The sequence below is a fragment of the Neomesorhizobium albiziae genome (assembly GCF_900114255.1).
In the GTDB taxonomy this organism is placed as follows: Bacteria; Pseudomonadota; Alphaproteobacteria; order Rhizobiales; family Rhizobiaceae; genus Neomesorhizobium; species Neomesorhizobium albiziae.
The window spans coordinates 1-15,315 of the sequence record NZ_FOSL01000052.1 but is presented as its reverse complement, the minus strand read 5'-3'; the positions used below and the strand labels follow the sequence as shown (position 1 = coordinate 15,315).

At 60.6% G+C, this 15,315-nt stretch carries 19 protein-coding genes and 5 pseudogenes; 8 read left to right on the top strand and 16 right to left on the bottom strand.

Features of this window, described 5'->3' with window-relative positions; translation table 11 throughout:
• Positions 1-97: 97 nt before the first annotated feature.
• The 3 genes and pseudogenes from F3H98_RS29710 to F3H98_RS29700 all read right to left on the bottom strand — a co-directional run.
• Positions 98-1,120 (bottom strand): annotated as a pseudogene (locus F3H98_RS29710) (efflux RND transporter permease subunit); the annotation flags it as partial.
• Positions 1,117-2,214 (bottom strand): efflux RND transporter periplasmic adaptor subunit, encoded by a 1,098-nt coding sequence (locus tag F3H98_RS29705; protein WP_149764482.1) that lies wholly within the window; start codon positions 2,212-2,214, stop codon positions 1,117-1,119. The pseudogene F3H98_RS29710 and the gene F3H98_RS29705, both read right to left, overlap by 4 nt.
• On the bottom strand, positions 2,215-3,279 hold the full coding sequence (locus F3H98_RS29700; RefSeq protein WP_149764486.1) for an efflux RND transporter periplasmic adaptor subunit: 1,065 nt from the start codon (positions 3,277-3,279) through the stop codon (positions 2,215-2,217).
• Between the two features lie 265 nt (positions 3,280-3,544).
• On the opposite strand from F3H98_RS29700, the gene F3H98_RS29695 reads away from it, so the two are divergent.
• Positions 3,545-4,222: a TetR/AcrR family transcriptional regulator gene (locus tag F3H98_RS29695; protein WP_149764480.1), complete on the top strand. Its 678-nt coding sequence runs from the start codon at positions 3,545-3,547 to the stop codon at positions 4,220-4,222.
• Positions 4,223-4,256: 34 nt separating this feature from the next.
• Here the strand turns inward: F3H98_RS29695 and F3H98_RS29690 are convergent, their stop codons facing one another.
• Positions 4,257-4,865 carry a TetR/AcrR family transcriptional regulator gene (locus F3H98_RS29690; RefSeq protein ID WP_149764477.1) on the bottom strand — a complete coding sequence of 203 codons (609 nt, stop codon included), beginning with the start codon at positions 4,863-4,865 and terminating at the stop codon, positions 4,257-4,259.
• Positions 4,866-4,990: 125 nt separating this feature from the next.
• Here F3H98_RS29690 and F3H98_RS29685 point away from each other — a divergent pair, with 125 nt between their 5' ends.
• Positions 4,991-5,611, top strand: coding sequence for an FMN-dependent NADH-azoreductase (locus F3H98_RS29685; protein ID WP_149764484.1), 621 nt, complete (start codon positions 4,991-4,993; stop codon positions 5,609-5,611).
• A gap of 185 nt (positions 5,612-5,796) precedes the next feature.
• Here the strand turns inward: F3H98_RS29685 and F3H98_RS29680 are convergent.
• From F3H98_RS29680 to F3H98_RS32175, 3 genes and pseudogenes are all read right to left on the bottom strand, one after another.
• A pseudogene (locus F3H98_RS29680) lies at positions 5,797-5,963 on the bottom strand (DUF1419 domain-containing protein); the annotation flags it as partial.
• A 415-nt stretch (positions 5,964-6,378) separates the two neighbouring features.
• Positions 6,379-6,591 (bottom strand): DUF3991 domain-containing protein, encoded by a 213-nt coding sequence (locus tag F3H98_RS32180; protein ID WP_244621998.1) that lies wholly within the window; start codon positions 6,589-6,591, stop codon positions 6,379-6,381.
• A gap of 167 nt (positions 6,592-6,758) precedes the next feature.
• Positions 6,759-6,917 (bottom strand): hypothetical protein, encoded by a 159-nt coding sequence (locus F3H98_RS32175; protein WP_244621997.1) that lies wholly within the window; start codon positions 6,915-6,917, stop codon positions 6,759-6,761.
• Positions 6,918-7,472: 555 nt separating this feature from the next.
• Here F3H98_RS32175 and F3H98_RS29670 point away from each other — a divergent pair.
• Positions 7,473-7,733, top strand: coding sequence for a hypothetical protein (locus F3H98_RS29670; RefSeq protein ID WP_149764475.1), 261 nt, complete (start codon positions 7,473-7,475; stop codon positions 7,731-7,733).
• Positions 7,734-7,795: 62 nt separating this feature from the next.
• Here F3H98_RS29670 and F3H98_RS29665 read toward each other — a convergent pair whose 3' ends face one another.
• Genes F3H98_RS29665 through F3H98_RS29655 form a run of 3 tightly spaced genes read right to left on the bottom strand, consistent with a single transcriptional unit; the run spans position 7,796 to position 8,962 of the window.
• Positions 7,796-8,077, bottom strand: a complete 282-nt coding sequence (locus tag F3H98_RS29665) for an Hsp20/alpha crystallin family protein (protein WP_149764473.1) — start codon at positions 8,075-8,077, stop codon at positions 7,796-7,798.
• A gap of 38 nt (positions 8,078-8,115) precedes the next feature.
• Entirely contained in the window at positions 8,116-8,520 is a 405-nt protein-coding gene (locus F3H98_RS29660; protein ID WP_149764471.1) for an Hsp20/alpha crystallin family protein, read from the bottom strand.
• Between the two features lie 10 nt (positions 8,521-8,530).
• On the bottom strand, positions 8,531-8,962 hold the full coding sequence (locus F3H98_RS29655; RefSeq protein WP_244621996.1) for an Hsp20/alpha crystallin family protein: 432 nt from the start codon (positions 8,960-8,962) through the stop codon (positions 8,531-8,533).
• 338 nt (positions 8,963-9,300) lie between these two features.
• Between F3H98_RS29655 and F3H98_RS29650 the strand changes: the two are divergent.
• From F3H98_RS29650 to F3H98_RS29635, 4 genes and pseudogenes are all read left to right on the top strand, one after another.
• A pseudogene (locus F3H98_RS29650) lies at positions 9,301-9,750 on the top strand (Hsp20 family protein).
• Between the two features lie 104 nt (positions 9,751-9,854).
• A pseudogene (locus F3H98_RS29645) lies at positions 9,855-10,363 on the top strand (Hsp20/alpha crystallin family protein).
• 71 nt (positions 10,364-10,434) lie between these two features.
• Complete coding sequence (locus F3H98_RS29640) at positions 10,435-10,632, top strand: hypothetical protein (RefSeq protein WP_149764467.1); 198 nt, start codon at positions 10,435-10,437, stop codon at positions 10,630-10,632.
• Positions 10,633-10,898: 266 nt separating this feature from the next.
• Entirely contained in the window at positions 10,899-11,150 is a 252-nt protein-coding gene (locus F3H98_RS29635) for a hypothetical protein (protein ID WP_149764465.1), read from the top strand.
• Here F3H98_RS29635 and F3H98_RS29630 read toward each other — a convergent pair.
• The 5 genes and pseudogenes from F3H98_RS29630 to F3H98_RS31495 all read right to left on the bottom strand — a co-directional run.
• Positions 11,149-11,426, bottom strand: a pseudogene (locus tag F3H98_RS29630) (usg protein); the annotation flags it as partial. The gene F3H98_RS29635 and the pseudogene F3H98_RS29630 sit on opposite strands and share 2 nt — an antisense overlap.
• Positions 11,426-11,773 (bottom strand): hypothetical protein, encoded by a 348-nt coding sequence (locus F3H98_RS29625; RefSeq protein WP_149764463.1) that lies wholly within the window; start codon positions 11,771-11,773, stop codon positions 11,426-11,428. The pseudogene F3H98_RS29630 and the gene F3H98_RS29625, both read right to left, overlap by 1 nt.
• A gap of 117 nt (positions 11,774-11,890) precedes the next feature.
• Positions 11,891-12,070 (bottom strand): hypothetical protein, encoded by a 180-nt coding sequence (locus F3H98_RS29620; RefSeq protein ID WP_149764461.1) that lies wholly within the window; start codon positions 12,068-12,070, stop codon positions 11,891-11,893.
• Positions 12,071-12,208: 138 nt separating this feature from the next.
• Positions 12,209-12,670: a DUF411 domain-containing protein gene (locus F3H98_RS29615; protein WP_149764459.1), complete on the bottom strand. Its 462-nt coding sequence runs from the start codon at positions 12,668-12,670 to the stop codon at positions 12,209-12,211.
• Between the two features lie 27 nt (positions 12,671-12,697).
• Entirely contained in the window at positions 12,698-12,892 is a 195-nt protein-coding gene (locus F3H98_RS31495; RefSeq protein WP_188130646.1) for a copper chaperone PCu(A)C domain-containing protein, read from the bottom strand.
• Positions 12,893-13,662: 770 nt separating this feature from the next.
• On the opposite strand from F3H98_RS31495, the gene F3H98_RS29605 reads away from it, so the two are divergent.
• Positions 13,663-14,742, top strand: a complete 1,080-nt coding sequence (locus F3H98_RS29605; RefSeq protein WP_149764455.1) for an Acg family FMN-binding oxidoreductase — start codon at positions 13,663-13,665, stop codon at positions 14,740-14,742.
• Between the two features lie 84 nt (positions 14,743-14,826).
• Here F3H98_RS29605 and F3H98_RS31645 read toward each other — a convergent pair.
• A partial coding sequence (locus F3H98_RS31645) for a hypothetical protein (RefSeq protein WP_210249732.1) occupies positions 14,827-15,315 on the bottom strand: 489 nt, incomplete at its 5' end.

The following is a 15,315-nucleotide window of genomic DNA, read 5'->3' as shown; positions in this document are numbered from 1 at the left end:
CCCCAACTTGACCAAATCCTGAAACCCGGAACATACATAAAAGGCGGGTCACTTCTCAGCGAAAACCCAGGGTCAATTCCTCGCGGAAATCAACAGCCAGGGCCTTTGTGAAGCCTCCGACTGCCTCGTGCACCACTTCCGGCTGATCGGAAACCCACTCGACCGAAACGCCGACGGGAAGTTCCCGAACGATCCCGGTGACGGTCTTTTCAATCGCTTCGCCGAAGGCCAGCAGGTTGCCGCCTGTCTTCATGCCAATCGCAAGCCCGATCGCCGGTTTCCCGTTGAAGCGGAAGAGCGAGTAAGGGGGGTCGACATACCCGCGGGTGATGCTGGCTACGTCCGTGAGCGCAAAGAAGCGGTCGTTGACCCTCAGATTAATGCCGCGCAGGGTGTCTTCGGAGAGAAAGCGGCCTCCGACGCGCAAGGCGATGCGTTCCGGACCCGCCTCGACGAAACCGGACTGCGTCACGGCGTTTTGCGCCTGCAGTGCCGAGATGATCGCGGCGCGGTCGATGCCCAGGGCGGCGATCTTGCGGGTCGAGAACTCGAGATAAATGACCTCGTCCTGTGCGCCGACGATGTCGACCTTGCCCACATCCGGCAGTTTGAGGATCCGGCTTCGGGCGTCCTCGGCGAAATCGCGCAACTCCCGCTGACTCAGCCCGTCGCCGCTAAAGGCAAAGATGTTGCCGTAGACGTCGCCGAACTGATCGTCGAAGAACGGACCGGCCACCCCCTGGGGAAACTCGTGCCTGATATCGTCAATCAGGTTGCGAACCCGCGACCAGGTGGGCTTCACGTCCCGCGCGTTTGTCTTGGGCAGCAGATCGACGAAGACGATCGTCTGACCGGCGGTGGTGATGCTGCGGGTATGCTCGAGATTGTCGAGTTCCTGCAGCTTCTTTTCGATGCGGTCGGTGACCTGCTGCGTCACTTCCTGGGCGGACGCCCCGGGCCATTGCGCCTGGACCACCATTGTCTTGATCGTAAAGGAGGGATCTTCCTCGCGGCCGAGGGCCATGTAGGCATACGCGCCTGCCACTATGAAGAGGATCATGAAATACCAGACGAGCGAGCGGTGCCCGAGTGCCCAGTCTGAAAGGTTGAACTTGCTCACGGGTGCTGCTCCTGTCCTGTTCTCACGGCCTGTCCCTCGGCCAGCTGGTTGACGCCGGCGACGACAACCTCTTCTCCGTCTTTGAGTCCGGAGAGGACCCGGACGGAGCGGACGCCGGTCGGGGAGATGTCGAGCCGTACGGATCTCAGCGAAACGGTGTGGGATGCCGGGTCGACCACCCAGACATGGTCAGCGCCATCCCTGTTGACGATCGCCGTTGCAGGCAGCCCGACGGGTAGCTCCTGCTGCGCCTTTGGCGGCGCAGCGGTGACCACCGATCCAAGACGGAAAACTTCCGGTGCCTTGTCGATGCCGATTTTCAGCCTGTGCGTGCGGGTGCCCGCATCGGCCTGCGGTCCGATCTCGCGCAGGATGCCGGAGGTCCGCAGCGTATCATCGAGCTGGAGGGCGATGTCGAACCGGTCGCCCACGCGCAAGGACCGAAGGCGCGCTTCCGGAACGTCGAGGACCACGTCACGCCGATCAAGGCGAGCGATGGTGAGGACCGGCTGGCCGGCGGTCGCCGTTTGCCCGACTTCCACCCAGGTAGCCGTGACGACACCGTCGAACTCGGCCGTAAGCTCGGCATACCCAAGCTGCTCGCGCGCCTTGTCGAGGCTGGCTGTTGTCTTTCCGACAGTGGCCCGGGCCGACTTCAGTGACTGCTCGGCAAGGTCCAGGTCCGCGACGCTCGCGGCGCTCGTTGAGGCAAGTCGCCGCTTGCGGTTCTCCGTCAGCAGGGCGTTCTCGAGTTGCGCTTCGGCATTGCGCATATCGGCTTCGGCGCTGCGGACGGCGAGCTCAAGCGCGAGCGGATCAATTCCGGCGACTATGTCACCCGCACGCACGAGGTCACCCACACCCGCTTTTCGGGAGACGACGCGCCCCAAAGTGCGGAATGCAAGATCGGTCTGCACCCCTGCCTGGACGACGCCGGGAAAGCGCACCGTCTCAGCCTGCGCTGCGCTGGCGGCCACGGACCTGACGGGCCGCGCCACGGTCGGCTCGCCGGAGCTGGCTTCGTGATCGCAGCCGCCAACAAGCGCGAGTGCCGGAAGGACCAGGAGCGGAAGATGAAGACGGTAACGAGCCATTTATTTGCCCTCCCAGGCCACGGTTTGACCTTCTTTGAGAAATTTCCCTCCCTCGGTGACAATCAGGTCCCGCGGTGCGATGCCGCCGGACGCGATCACGTCGCCGTCGCGATACCTTTCGACTGCGATCTTCCGGAGTGAGACAGAGCCGCTGTCGGGGGCGACGAGCCAGACGGCGGGCTCGCCCTTGGCGGAGGCGATGGCACCCGCGGGAAGGACAATCCCCTTGTGCGGCGGGGAACCGAATTCACCGACTACGGGCGTGCCGAGCGGCCATTGCACATTTTCGGGCAGCGCCACCTTGATGCGGATCGTTCCTGTTCTCGTGTCGATAAAGGGAGAGACCTCCCGCACGGTTGCCCGCGTTTCGGCTGCGCGATCCTCAACCGGCGCAACTTCGACACCGGGTAGCGGCTGACCTTCGAGGAAAAAGGCCTCGAATACATTGAAAACGGCGTCCCGGGGACCGTTGTGGGCAAGTGTGAAGGCGGCCTGTGCCGGCGACACGACCCGGCCAACCTCGATGTCCCGCGCGGTGATGATCCCATCGGCATCGGTCTTCAGTTCGGTGTGGGAAAGAGCATCCTGCGCCGTCCCCAGAGCCGCTTCGGCAGCCTCCAGGGTGGCTTGCGCGGTGCGCAGCTCCTTATCCGCCTCGTCGAAGGTGGCCTGCGAGATGGACCGCGAGCGCAGCAGCGCCTCGTAGCGCTCGTAAGTGAGTGTTTTCTGTCTGGCAACCGCCTCTGCCGACTGTAGGCCGGCGCGAGCCACCTCCACATCGGCACGCTGTTCGCTGTCATCGAGGCGGGCGAGAATTTCCCCGGCGTGCACGGGCGAACTGACGTCGACAAAGCGCTCGATCACTCGGCCGCCGACGCGGAACGACAGGTCGGACTGGGTCCGCGCCCTGACCTCGCCGGTGATCTCGGCTCTCGGGTGATACTCGGCGGAGGAGGCACGAATGGCGCGGACATGCTGCGGCGGTGATGCGACTTCGGCCTTGTCTTCGCAGGCGGCGAGTTGGACGCAGGCAAGACCGATCCCAATAAGACGTATAGGCTGCATTTTTTTCTCCATTACGGTTTGCAACCAAAGGGGATTGAGCCAGGCGTGCAGGCTCAGCCTCCGCGAGAGGGGTTCGAGTTTTTTCATGATGGTGTGCAATCCGCGGTTTGCCGGATCGCCAGTGGAATGACTACTAAGTCAATTCGACTTGACAGTCAATATGAGAAAAGCGCATATGTGCTATTTGCGGATAATGACACCCGACTTCGGAGTGGACTGTCAGGTCAATATGACCTATCCGTGTGAAGTGTTTGAGGAGTCACACATGGCAAACATCAACCTGACCCGCCGAGCCGAAATCGGACGCGAAAAGCGCGACAGGACGCGGGCGCAGCTTGTTAAAGCTGCCAATGCACTGTTTGCCCAACGGGCCGTGGAATCCGTCACGGTGGATGACGTGGTCAAGGAGGCTGGCGTCGCGAAAGGAACGTTCTACGTTCATTTTGATGGCTTGGAAGCATTGACCGCGGCAGTCGCGGAGGAATTGGTCCAGTCGTTCGATGAACTGCTTCAGCCGGGCCGCGTCTCCCTCACCGAACCTGCCCTGCGCATTGCTTTCGGCTGCAGGGCATTCATCGACAAGGCGCTCAATGACCGTCGATGGGCCGCAGTGGCCGCAAGAATGACGGCAGCCAATCCGCAAAGCGGCGAGAACCTCCGCCGCCGCCTCCTCGATGACCTCCAACACGTATCGGAGGAAGCGCCGTCCGCAGATCTGAAGCTGGAGATTGTCGTCGGCATCATGGTCCAGATGCTGCGCGTGCTCGGTGAAGGCAGGCCTTCCTCCTTTGACCCTGACGCTGTCGTCGGTGCCATTTTGCGCGCAATCGGCCTCAGTTCCCGGCAGGCGGGATCGCTGCTCAAGCGCCTGCCAGCCGCCGGCATGAGAAGCCCTGACGGGACTGCGGGAAATTTGACAAATCCGGCGGACCAACTTCCCTAGCTGAGACCAACTTCCCTAGCAGATGAGAGTGCCATCATGTCGACGCGGACAAGCGCTCATGCGAAGCGCTCCCGAGCGCTCGAAGCGCCGCCTCCATGGCCCTGCGAGACAATTCAGGCGTTGGTGGACGCTCGAGAGTGCCACGTGTCACCTGCAGCCAAATTCCGACAAAAATGTCAGCGGCGAGTTCCGAGTCCAGCACGGTCAACTGCCCCTTCCCCATCGCTTCTTCGATATCGGCGGTAAGTTTGGCACGAACTCCGCGGCCGAACGCGTTCGACTTTTGCGAGGCCTGCACTACCAGCCGCGCCCAGACACTATCGGAAACCGCCTTTTCCAGGGATAACGCAAATGCGACGGACAGGCGCGCGACGGGATTGCGCAACCCAGCATGGGAAAGTGTCAGCACCTCGTCAAGGCTCCGTTCGAGCTGCGCGTTCACGGCCGCGATCAACTCATCGGCGTTCCCGAAATGATAGTAAAACGTGCCCTTGGCCAGGCCTGCCGCCACTGCGACTGCATCAATCGTCGGCGCAGTCCCTTCCGCGAGCAGCGTCGCGGCCGCTTTGAGGATTTTGGTGCGTGTCCTTTCCCGGCGGTCGCGTCCGATTTTTGCCCGCCGCGCCAGGTTGATCTTCGCCATCGGCAATCCTCTCTCGACATTTCGTGTTGACCTTTTAGTCGAAATGACGTAATAGTTCAATGGAGATAAACGGGCGACTGCGCCGTTGTCATGAATCCTGCTGCTACACACGTGTGAGGTTATTGATGCCATCCCTTCTTCATCTCGATTCCAGCATACTCGGGGAAAACTCGGTGAGCCGGGCGCTTTCGGCGGCCGTGGTCGCACGGCTCCAGTCTCTCGATCCGATGGTTGAAGTGGTCTATCGCGACCTGGCGGCTCAACCGATCCCGCATCTGTCGGGCAATTACGTGGGCGTGGTCCGGGCTGGTATGGAAGCAGGCCACGATGCCGCATTGAAGGCCGACCTTGCGCTTGGAACAAACGTTCTTGACGAGTTTTTGGCCGCGGACACTGTCGTTCTCGGCGTCGCGCAGTACAATTTCAGCGTGCCCAGCCAGATGAAGGCCTGGATCGATCGTATTGCCGTCCCCGGCAAAACCTTCCGTTACACGGAAAAGGGACCCGAAGGCGTGGTTGGCAGCAAACGCGTCATCATAGCGCTGGCGCGCGGCGGCTTTTACGGACCGGGCTCCCCCGCCGAGAGTTTCGAGCACACCTTAAGTTACTTGAAGAGCGTGTTCGCTTTCATTGGAATCCGCGATCCTGAAGTCATCACCGCGGACGGCGTCAACATCAGCGCCGAGCAGCGCAAGTCATCGCTAAAGGCGGCGCAGGCAGAGATCGGCAACCTTGCGATAGCATGAGTACTCGACCTGCATCGCGAGTTCTTTGATCCCCGCCAACCGCTGATGCGGTAGCGCCGAAGCAGGTGGGGATGCATTCTGAAAACTGCTCCAGCCATTGGCAAGGCCGCGAGCGCTTTCGAGAAAGAAGCTTTGGCCGCGAGCCGTAGCTATGCCGACCCGCCTCTGTCCGACAGCGGCTTACGGTAGTTGTGCCCATGGCGGCCGACCTCGAACCACTCGCCACGAAAAGCGTGCCGTCGTCGCCGTCCCAGCCGTTCGGGCGTTGCGCGTGTCGATCAAACATGCGGAACATCTGCCGGCGATCGGCGACGCCGAAGTAGATCTTGCGGATGGAGGATTGAAGGGTCATGGGGAGGCTCCTGGCCACTTGCGGGCCGGAGCGCGGTTCATCCCTCGTGCATTTTTAGCCCTTCCGGACCCTTCCCCGCGGCCGCCTCTTCGCCTGGGCGGGTCAAGGGCCGGCGCAGCTGGGCGGAGCTTCACCCTTGACGCGACCGGCGGGCATGCGGCAGCCTCCTCCTTCCTTCCTCCATTCCCCTTGATTCCGACAGGCCGCAGTCGCTCGCTGCCGCATCCAACCTCCCAGCCAGGGTGAGAAGGCGGCCGGCATAGATGTCGCCCTGTGCATTGCTGTCGGTGGCCGCGACGAGTTGGGCTGCCGGCCTAGCGGCGACACTGGATCGCCCGCATCCCTCGCCGTGACCAGCCGCCGCCGGTGCTGAGATAGAGCGTGTCGGGGCGAAGGCCCTCGAGCGCGGCGAGGCTCATGGCGTCGATCGCCTCCTCGGTGAGGCAGAGGCAAAGCGCTTGGGACCGCCGAGCCGGAAAAGCACCTTGGCGCCGCCCGTGGCGAAGCCGGGGCCAGTCCGACCGCGCTCCTCCCATCCGGTGACGACGCCCTCGGCGTCGAGGTGCGCCGCCCAAATGCTGCCACGCGGGCCTTCGCGCAGGGCGTTGGCGCCGAGCGCGGCGCGGATGATGCGTTCGGGAAGGTGGTGTGTATCGCTGAGATAGCGCCAGGTCGCCGATTCGCGCCACGGCGTCCGCCGGGCCTGCCACCGCTCGGAAACCGAGAATTCGGGCTCGCAATCGCGCGACTTCTGGTCCCATACCGGTTCAGTGGGAATGAAGCCGTCGAGTCCGGCTACCGTGCCCTGGCCTGGACGAACGGCACGCCTTCGAGATGCTCGACGATGCGGAACACATCGCCCAGCGGTCGAACGAGCCCGTCATGGATGCCCATGATGATCGCCGCGTCGCGGCGATACCGCGCGTACGCTCCTTGCGGTCGAGGGCCAAACACAGGTGCTCGAGCACCGCGGGCAAGGTACCTTCTCCTTCAATTCTTCCAGCTCTGCTTTTCCATATTGCCCGCGCTGACGCGCACCTTCTTTTCCTTTTCCGCTCCAACTTGTGGGGGCGGGAACCGGAGGCCGCGAAGAGCAAGGCGGGCAACAGACAAATGTTGCAGTTTGAGATCCACCAAGCCGCGGCACAGCTTCCTTTGCCGGTCGCGGCTCGCAAGCGGTAGCCCGTCGCCTTTACACCGCACGGTTCTTCGGGTCGGCGACGATCCACTTCAGCACACCATTTCCGCTTGCAGAGAGATGCGGACAATCTCGGCGGCGACCTTTGCCAGTGGTAGAATTCACGGGATCGCCGCAGACGCGCGGGCGGGCGGCGCGACATGGGAAATTGCCTTCCCATGGCCGCGAACTCGCCTCACCGAACTCGGCTAAGGTGCCTCCAAATGACGACCACGCCATTGCTAGCGACGAAGGGCTTTGTAATGCGCGCTCTTGGTGATAATTGAGCTATACGAGCGTCAACAATAGGCTGTGTGACCGCAAGAAGATCGATGACCGGTGACAATTTGCGGATCTCCGCAGAGGAGATTGCTCTCTACGATGCCATCGAACGGGCGATCGCCAATGTTCGCGCAGCTCTTGCTGAAATCGATCACGCCTGGATCCGCATCACGGCAGAACGGCCCAATCCTACCGCGGCTGCGTTCGCCGCACTGGATGCAGCAGACGACATGTTAACCGTCGCCCGCGAAGACCTCGCCCGCGCCCGAACCTCACTCGGGGCCTATTCACAGACGAGATTGATGCAATAATATAATATTATTAAGAGATGCGGCGGATTCCGTTCGCGCATCTCAAGGTTGCAATGTCGAGGTCAATTCGCCTTTACTTCGATCTTCTTCCCACGAGACAACGCTTCCCGAGTCTTCGGTAGCGACACGGTCAGGACGCCGTTCTTGAATTCGGCGTTGGCCTTGTCCGTGTCGACGCCTGAAGGCAGCGGGATCGAGCGGTAGAACGACCCGTATGAGCGTTCCGACACGTGATAGCCCTTCCTGCTTTCCTCCCGCTCACTCTTCTTTTCTCCCTTGATCGTCAACGCTCTGTCGGTCAGCGAGACATCGACATCCTCCTGATCGATTCCGGGAAGCTCCACCGATACCCTGCATCGTCAGCCTCCTTTCTCCGGATGAATTACGCCATCTTGAGTTGGATTTTTCGCGCCTTGGCCGGCGCGGCCTTCGGCAACACTAGGCGCAAGACGCCGTTCTTCTGCGCTGCCTCGATACCATCCCGATCGATATCCTCAGACAGGGTGAAGACCCGCTCATAGTCGCCCGCACCATATTCGGCGTAGACTTGGCCATAATTCTCATGCTGCTGATCCGCCGCATAGCCGCGGATCGCCAGCGTCCGTTTCTCGAGCGTGATGTCGACTCCATCCGAGGCGACGCCGGGCATATCGACGAGAAGAACGACATTGTCCTGTGTCTCGTAGATATCGGTGCGCGGGACAAACACCGGGCGCGAACGGGTCCGTTCGCTACCGTCAAGCTTGCTTGGAACCTGGCGCTCGGTCGTTTTCAGTTCCTGAGCCATCTTCGCCTCCTTATCCCTTGATCTGGATCTTCTTGGGCCGATCCGCCTCTGGCCGGTGCAGTTCGACTTCGAGCAGCCCGTTGGCGAAACGCGCCTCAACCTTTTCCGGATCGACGCGGAAGGGCAATTGTACGGTTCGAGAGAAGCTTCCGTGTGGGCGCTCGCGCCGGTGCCAGGCGGACTTTTCGCTCTCCGCCGGGGATCCGCGTTCGCCCTTCAACGTCAGCGTGTTCTCGCGGACTGTGAGATCGATACCGTCGGGCGCGATCCCGGGCAACTCAGCGCTCACCGCCACGCTGTCCTCACCCATCCAAAGGTTGATTGGCGGAAACTCCTGGGCTCCGGCCGTCAGTCCGGACAGACGCTGGTTCATTTCCTGCTGCATACGCCGCATTTCCAGGAACGGGTCGAACCCGGTGCGGCCGAAATCCGACAACAGCATGTGCATCCTCCTCGATTCGATCAGACAGCTCGCTTGCAACGTGCCAAGCACGCGCATGCCGGAGGCAGAATCGATCGGAGGCGGTCAGGAAGAGACGATCATCGGCCAAGACCGAGACGGTTGATCGCGCGCACTCGCGAAACGCGAGAAGAGGTGTTCGGGCTACCGCCGGAACACATCCTCCTTGCGAAGCGATATGAACCGAATCCGTCCAGCACATGAGCGGACCGTCGTTCCCGTGCCAGGATCCGATAGTGGCATCCGGCGTAAGTGAGTTAGGTGAGCAAGAATTGCGTTTCAAGGGTCCCCCACGATGTTCGAAGAATTATTACTTAGTCTTGGGGCACAAGAATCTCCGCGCACAACGTAGGGACCGGATTTTCGACCTGCTCGCAAAATCCAACCCACCACAAGCCGACAACTGGCCGCCATACGACATCGCCAAGCTCGGCGAAGACACCTATCGTATCATCCCAGCGGTAGCCGGATTCACAGAAGACGAGCTTTCGATCACGCATGAGCCGAACCTGCTCGTAATCAACGGCGCCAAGACAGAAAATGGCGAGGTCTTGTACCTCCACTAAGGTCTGGCACTGAGGCCATTCGCCCGTCGTTTCGAGCTCGCCGACCATGTGAGTGTCGTCGATGCGAAACTGGAGAACGGCCTGCTGATCATCGACCTCAAAAAGGAAATCCCCGAGGAGATGAAGCCGCGACGGATCGCGATCAACGCCGACGCCGGCAAGAAGTCCGCGTCGCAGCAGATCGAAGGCAAGGTAGCGGCCTGATCTTACGAAAGCTGGCCAGCGCGATACTCCATCACGATCTGGGGTGGGTGTCGTCGCGACCGAACGAGAAAGGACAACTAAAAAAAACAAGAAAGGAAGATACAATGAGAGTACGTGACCTGATCCCATGGAACCGTCGCAACAACCAGACTCCGACCATCTATCGCGGTGAGGACATGGACCCGTTCATATCGCTGCATCCCAACGCCAACCGGCTGTTCGACGAGGTGTTCCGGAGTTTTGAAACACCGTCGGTGTTCGGCCGCATGACGCCTCGCAATGGCGACTGGCCAAGCGTCGAATTCTCGGAGAATGACAAGGAAATCCGGGTTGTCGCGGAAGTGCCCGGCCTTGAGGACAACGACGTCGAGGTCCTGCTGGAAGACGGTGTTCTCACATTCGCGGCGAGAAGAAGTTGGAAACCGACGACAAGGATCGTCAGTTCAGCGAACGCTACTATGGGCGTTTTGAACGGCGCCTTGCTTTCGGCCGCGAGGTCGGTGAGGACAAGGTTGAGGCGGCATTCAAGAACGGCGTCCTCACCGTAACACTGCCCAAGACCGAAAAGGCGCAGGCGAACGCCAGGCGCATCACGACAAATAGCAGCAAGTGAACGCGATAGCTAATAAGCCGGTCGGGCGCCGAGGCCCCCGGCCGGTCATCTTCCGACGAGGAAGAATATCAATGACGGAGCTGCTGACACGAAGCGAGGAGACGCATCCACTTGAATTGCTGGCGGGCGGCGAATGCCAACCGTCCCAGGGTGTTTTCCGCCAAGCGGCCGTCGCTGAGCCGAATTTCGGCCCGGATTTTCCGGCCTGGCCGTTCCGTCATGACTTCGGCTCGCGTCAGGGTCTTTCGAAGCCGATGCTCGACCTGTAAAAGGGGAGAAGGCCATATTTGTTCCCCCTAGCTACATCCTCCTTGGAGCAACATAGATACGAGCAAGCGCAAGGAAGCCCGGCGCTCCCTGACCGTGTCGGCCCCTTGCGGCGACTGACGACCAATGAGTTGGGAACCGATTTACGCGACGCCAAGGGGCTGCCCATCAATCCGAAATTGCGTCTCCTCGGGACAATGCTCGAACTGCTGGAAAGCGCTCCCTCCAATGCCCATCTAGTCCGTTGGTAGGTCGATGGAGGTAAGCGATGACCATGACGCGGGAAGACGTTGTCTCGGTCCTCGGACCGGTGGACGATGCGACGATCGCAGAGGTGATCCTGTCCGGCGCTTCGCTCGCAGAACTGAGAGAGGCCTGGGGTTGGGCTTTCGCCGATGAGGCGTTGATGGGGCAAGGCCGCCCTCTGCCCGGAACGCGGGTAGCGGCATTGATCGACCTGATCGAGCCCGACGATGAAGAGATGGCGGGCCCGGCCGCACCAGGCCCAGGTGCTCACTGAGTTTAAACACCCCGTCCACCACTTGCCACTCCGAAGGCTTGATCAGGCGCTGGTGGCGTACGGAATGGAGCGCGCCTTCAAGTTCCTGCTCACACTAGCTCAGGAAACCTTCAGCGTCGGGAATTCCGGTGCGAGATCGTATTCCTGCCAGACGTAAAGCTGCAACAACCGCGGGTAATCAGGAAGGCGGTAACGGATCTCCGCGGTCGTGAGGCCGTAACTCTCTATCTGCAGCCGGAATTCCCTGCTGACCACAAGCTTCTTCTCGGTTCCCATCAAGCGTCCAATCTTTCTGGACGTTTGCAGTTGCCGCCCTGCTCGAATTTAGAGGCGACGTCGGCGCGGATTTCATCGAGCCGGCGAAGCGCATCCATAACGGCATCAAAAGTTACCGGGGCCGCAACGCCTGGTGGCTTGCGCAAGGCCGGTATGGATTCGACCGCGCATGCATCCGATGCCCAGGAGGCAAGAATGGCGCGCTTTTCCTGAATGTCGAGTTGATCGTCCGTCACCACATCGTCGGGATGGCTGAAGAACCGGGCCGGGAAAGGTAGACGGTCCACTGACAGATCCGCGTTTTCAGGGGCGATCGAGGGGATAATCGTCGGGACAGTTCGTTCCATCGATGGTCCTCCGTTACAAAAATCTCCTTTGCGTTGACGTTCCGATCGCCATCCAGCCAACACTCCTGTTGGAGTTTCTGTGTTTGACGGGAGGTCCCACCTGCAGCGCCGGGCCGGTCAGGTTTCGGTGCCGAGGTCATCGAACCGGCAGAAATAGGTCGCCCTGTCACTTTCGCCGTTGTCGAGCGGAATTCCATTCAACACCACCGTGACGATCTCGCTGCCCGGCTTTGCGGTGATCGTGCCGTCGATGGTCACATCCGGATGATCGTCAGGAACAAGCTTGAACGGCGTCACCCCATCCCTTGTTTGCCGAGTTGCACGTTCCCGAAATCATAGTCTCCTTCGGCACCGTAGGTCGGCTCCATCCGCGACTCCGACAGCAGGAGGTAAAAGGAACCCGCGTCAGGATCGTTCTCGGAAATGGTGCCTCCGTCAGCGATAGCTCGCAAACACTTCCGTTGTGCCGTCGCGCCTCACGAGTAGGACATCATGGGGATCCGCGTCAGGCCCGGCCTCGCCCATGCCCGGCGAACCATAAGGCATGTCAGGGACGGTCAGCCCGATCGCGTCCGGCCGTTCCGCCAGAAGGCGTTTCACCTCGCCCGCGGGAACATGGCCCTCGATTGCGCAGCCGTCGATTCGCCCGGTGTGACAGGATGTCTGACCGGGCTTCAGTCCAGCCCCGATCTTCACCTGCATAAGGTCGGCCATCGGCAGGTTTCTGAGTTCCGCCGTGAAGCCATTCTGCTCCATGTGTCGCGCCCAGCCGATGCAGCAACCGCATCCGGCAGTGGTCAGCACCTCGATCGTTTGGGCGGCCAAAGCCATGCCGGAGAGAAGCGCGAGCGCGACAGTCGTAGATGCCGCGCGCAGGATTGCACCGAGTCCGTTCATGTCCTGCCTCCCGAATGCTCAACAATTTCATTGCGCATGTGCCCCGTGATTGCCGTGGGCGGACGACGGCTCTTCCTTGACCGGACCGCCCATATCCTCAACCGCGAACTCAACGTTGACGGTTCCGGCCTTCTCGAACTGCAGGGTCGCCGGGAATTTCTTTCCCTTGCCAGGGAGGTTCGACGGCTTGATGAACGTGATGTGCGTTCCGCCAGGCTTCAACTGCCGGCAAGCCCTGCGCCGACGCTGACAGGATCGCTGCGGAGCAGCTTGCTTCGGTAAGGGAGCGCATCGTCCGGCTGCAGAAGCTAGCGCGCATCGCCACCTGCTGCACGGGCGAATGAGTGTCGCTAGCCAGTTGTCTTCTCGGAATCTTTGCCATAGGTACGCTCTTCGCGAATAACGCCATCACTTCTGAGTAGGACCGCTTCGCCCTGCCTGACGTTGCCGCTGGGATTTGATCCGGAGTGAAGTTCGTTCTGGCCAATCAGAGTTGTGCCATTCTCAAGCAGGCCAATGACTTACAAGAAGGTGCGGGCAAAAACGCCCCTTGAAATCATTACGAAATTCGGCGCTCCCCGCACCATGTGCCGCCACCTCCCCTCAGTTCCACTCGCGGACTTTTTTGACAATATCCGCCAAAAGCTGCCGTTCGAGGCGCTTCTTGAAAGCTGTCGTTCGCCCGACGTTTTGAGTCCGCCCCTTGCGGACCTACTCGATGTCTTGCCATTGGCTCTACAGGGAACCTTACATGATGTCGCCACATTAACCCTACGAGGCCGACGTGGCATCAGGTGCATCCAATGTCCCGACTAAGCAAGCCAAAACCGAGCCGTGTTGATACGATGCCTTTTCTAATAGTCGGAACAGCCGCTGTGGTCGTACTTGCCACTGGTTTCGTGCTCTGGCGCGCTTGGCAAAACGGCGTCTGGAGTGCCGGACGTGGTGAAGCTTTTGGACCGTGGCATACTTGGCACCAAAGCCGCGGAAAGTTGAAACTCGTCTATTCGGCAATCCTCGCGTCCAACGCGCACAACTCACAACCGTGGCGTTTCCGTCTTGCAGGCGACACGATCACAATCTCTGCCGACGCCGAACGTCATATCGGCAGTTTCGATCCCTTCCGGCGCGAAATGCACCTTTCCATCGGCTGTGCACTCGAAAACCTTCATCAAGCAGCGCACGCGCAGGGGCTGGAGGTGCGTATGGAGTTGCCGCCGGGCATGATGGCTCTGGGAGCCCTGCCAGCGAGCCCCGCGGCAATTGTTCGGCTTGGGAAGGGCAAACAAGACGAGACAGAGCTGTTCCGCGCGATTCCACACCGGCATACGCATCGCGGTCGTTACTGTCTTGACCGCCACGTGCCGGACGAATTGCTTGCCGAATTCTACGCCGCGGTTCCCGAGAACCCGTCGATACGTTTGTTCCTCTTCGCGGGAAGCGACAAGGAGGGGCTAGCCAACCTTATCGTTTCGGCAACGAAGGCGATTGTCGAGGATCGCCAGATGTCAAGAGACAATGCGCGATGGTTTCGCTTCGCTCAGGACGCGGTCGAACAAAAGCGAGACGGCCTGACCTTGGATGCCAATGTCACCGCGCCACTACAAAACTTTGCGGCAAAGATTTTCCCGCCTTCACCCGAGAGCGCCGACCGCCATTGGCTGCAGGACACAGAGAAAATTCAACTGGGGACCGCGCCGCTTCTGGGGATGATAGCCGTCCGCGATCTTTACGACCGACCGACCGCGCTCCAAGCGGGCCGTCTGTGGCAGCGGCTGCATCTTCTGCTCACTGCACGCGGGCTTGCGGGACAGCCCCTCAATCAGCCTGTCGAGCGGGTCGACCGCGAACGCGAGCTGGATTTGCCACACCAAATGGCTGAAGCGCTCGCGCAGTTTACGCGGGACGCAGCTTGGCTACCCACATTCATATTCCGCGTTGGTTATGCCGCACGCCCGCCCTCTGTGAGCCCGCGCCGGCCAGTCGAGTCGGTGGTCACCTTTGCCCGGCGCGAGAACAGCGCAAAAGCCGATATGCCGACCGGCTCGGTAGCGCGATTTCACGACGGCTAAAATCGCGGACATCGTTGCGCTGATCGAGGCGAAGAAAGCCGAGAAACCGGTGGTCCGCGGCCCCTACAGCGCAGCGCCTAAGCTTCACGCTATGGCCGTGCGGCGCTTCGAAAACAACCGCCACAACTCCACATCGTCGGTGAAGCCGTTCTGGAAAGCGTCCATGACTTCTAAGGCAAGCCGTTCCCTCTGGTCCCCGTCTTTAAGGGCCAGACGGCGCTCTGTGCACAGCTTGTCGAATACCTTCTGGAGAATCTCCAGATCGTCCGGCGTAAATATGCTGCTGTATTTTGTGAAGGGCATGACACTCTCCTCCCTCAGTCGGGCGAAAGCGTGATCTACTCTTTCAAGCGTCCGTTTGCCTCGGTTGGGTGCGGACGACAGTGGCATCTTACACCCGGCATGATTGCTAAGCGAATCCGTAGCCGTATATCGAACTAACCCACTAAAGCGCGTCGAATGGAAATTTTTGCTGCGGCCGGCATCGAATTGGTGATTAGATAAGTTGTTATGTCCGACCCATGGATTGACGGGCAGGATGACGGGCGCAATTCCAGTGATGTGGAACTGGTC

Bases quoted from the DNA above. Each gene is read 5' to 3' on its own strand.
- F3H98_RS29700 (WP_149764486.1), bottom strand. From the start codon at position 3,279: ATGCAGCCTATACGTCTTATTGGGATCGGTCTTGCCTGCGTCCAACTC.
- F3H98_RS29670 (WP_149764475.1), top strand. From the start codon at position 7,473: ATGACCGGTGACAATTTGCGGATCTCCGCAGAGGAGATTGCTCTCTAC.
- F3H98_RS29660 (WP_149764471.1), bottom strand. From the start codon at position 8,520: ATGGCTCAGGAACTGAAAACGACCGAGCGCCAGGTTCCAAGCAAGCTT.
- F3H98_RS29695 (WP_149764480.1), top strand. From the start codon at position 3,545: ATGGCAAACATCAACCTGACCCGCCGAGCCGAAATCGGACGCGAAAAG.
- F3H98_RS29615 (WP_149764459.1), bottom strand. From the start codon at position 12,670: ATGAACGGACTCGGTGCAATCCTGCGCGCGGCATCTACGACTGTCGCG.
- F3H98_RS29625 (WP_149764463.1), bottom strand. From the start codon at position 11,773: ATGGAACGAACTGTCCCGACGATTATCCCCTCGATCGCCCCTGAAAAC.
- F3H98_RS29690 (WP_149764477.1), bottom strand. From the start codon at position 4,865: ATGGCGAAGATCAACCTGGCGCGGCGGGCAAAAATCGGACGCGACCGC.
- F3H98_RS29635 (WP_149764465.1), top strand. From the start codon at position 10,899: ATGACCATGACGCGGGAAGACGTTGTCTCGGTCCTCGGACCGGTGGAC.
- F3H98_RS29705 (WP_149764482.1), bottom strand. From the start codon at position 2,214: ATGGCTCGTTACCGTCTTCATCTTCCGCTCCTGGTCCTTCCGGCACTC.
- F3H98_RS29640 (WP_149764467.1), top strand. From the start codon at position 10,435: ATGACGGAGCTGCTGACACGAAGCGAGGAGACGCATCCACTTGAATTG.
- F3H98_RS29655 (WP_244621996.1), bottom strand. From the start codon at position 8,962: ATGCTGTTGTCGGATTTCGGCCGCACCGGGTTCGACCCGTTCCTGGAA.
- F3H98_RS29685 (WP_149764484.1), top strand. From the start codon at position 4,991: ATGCCATCCCTTCTTCATCTCGATTCCAGCATACTCGGGGAAAACTCG.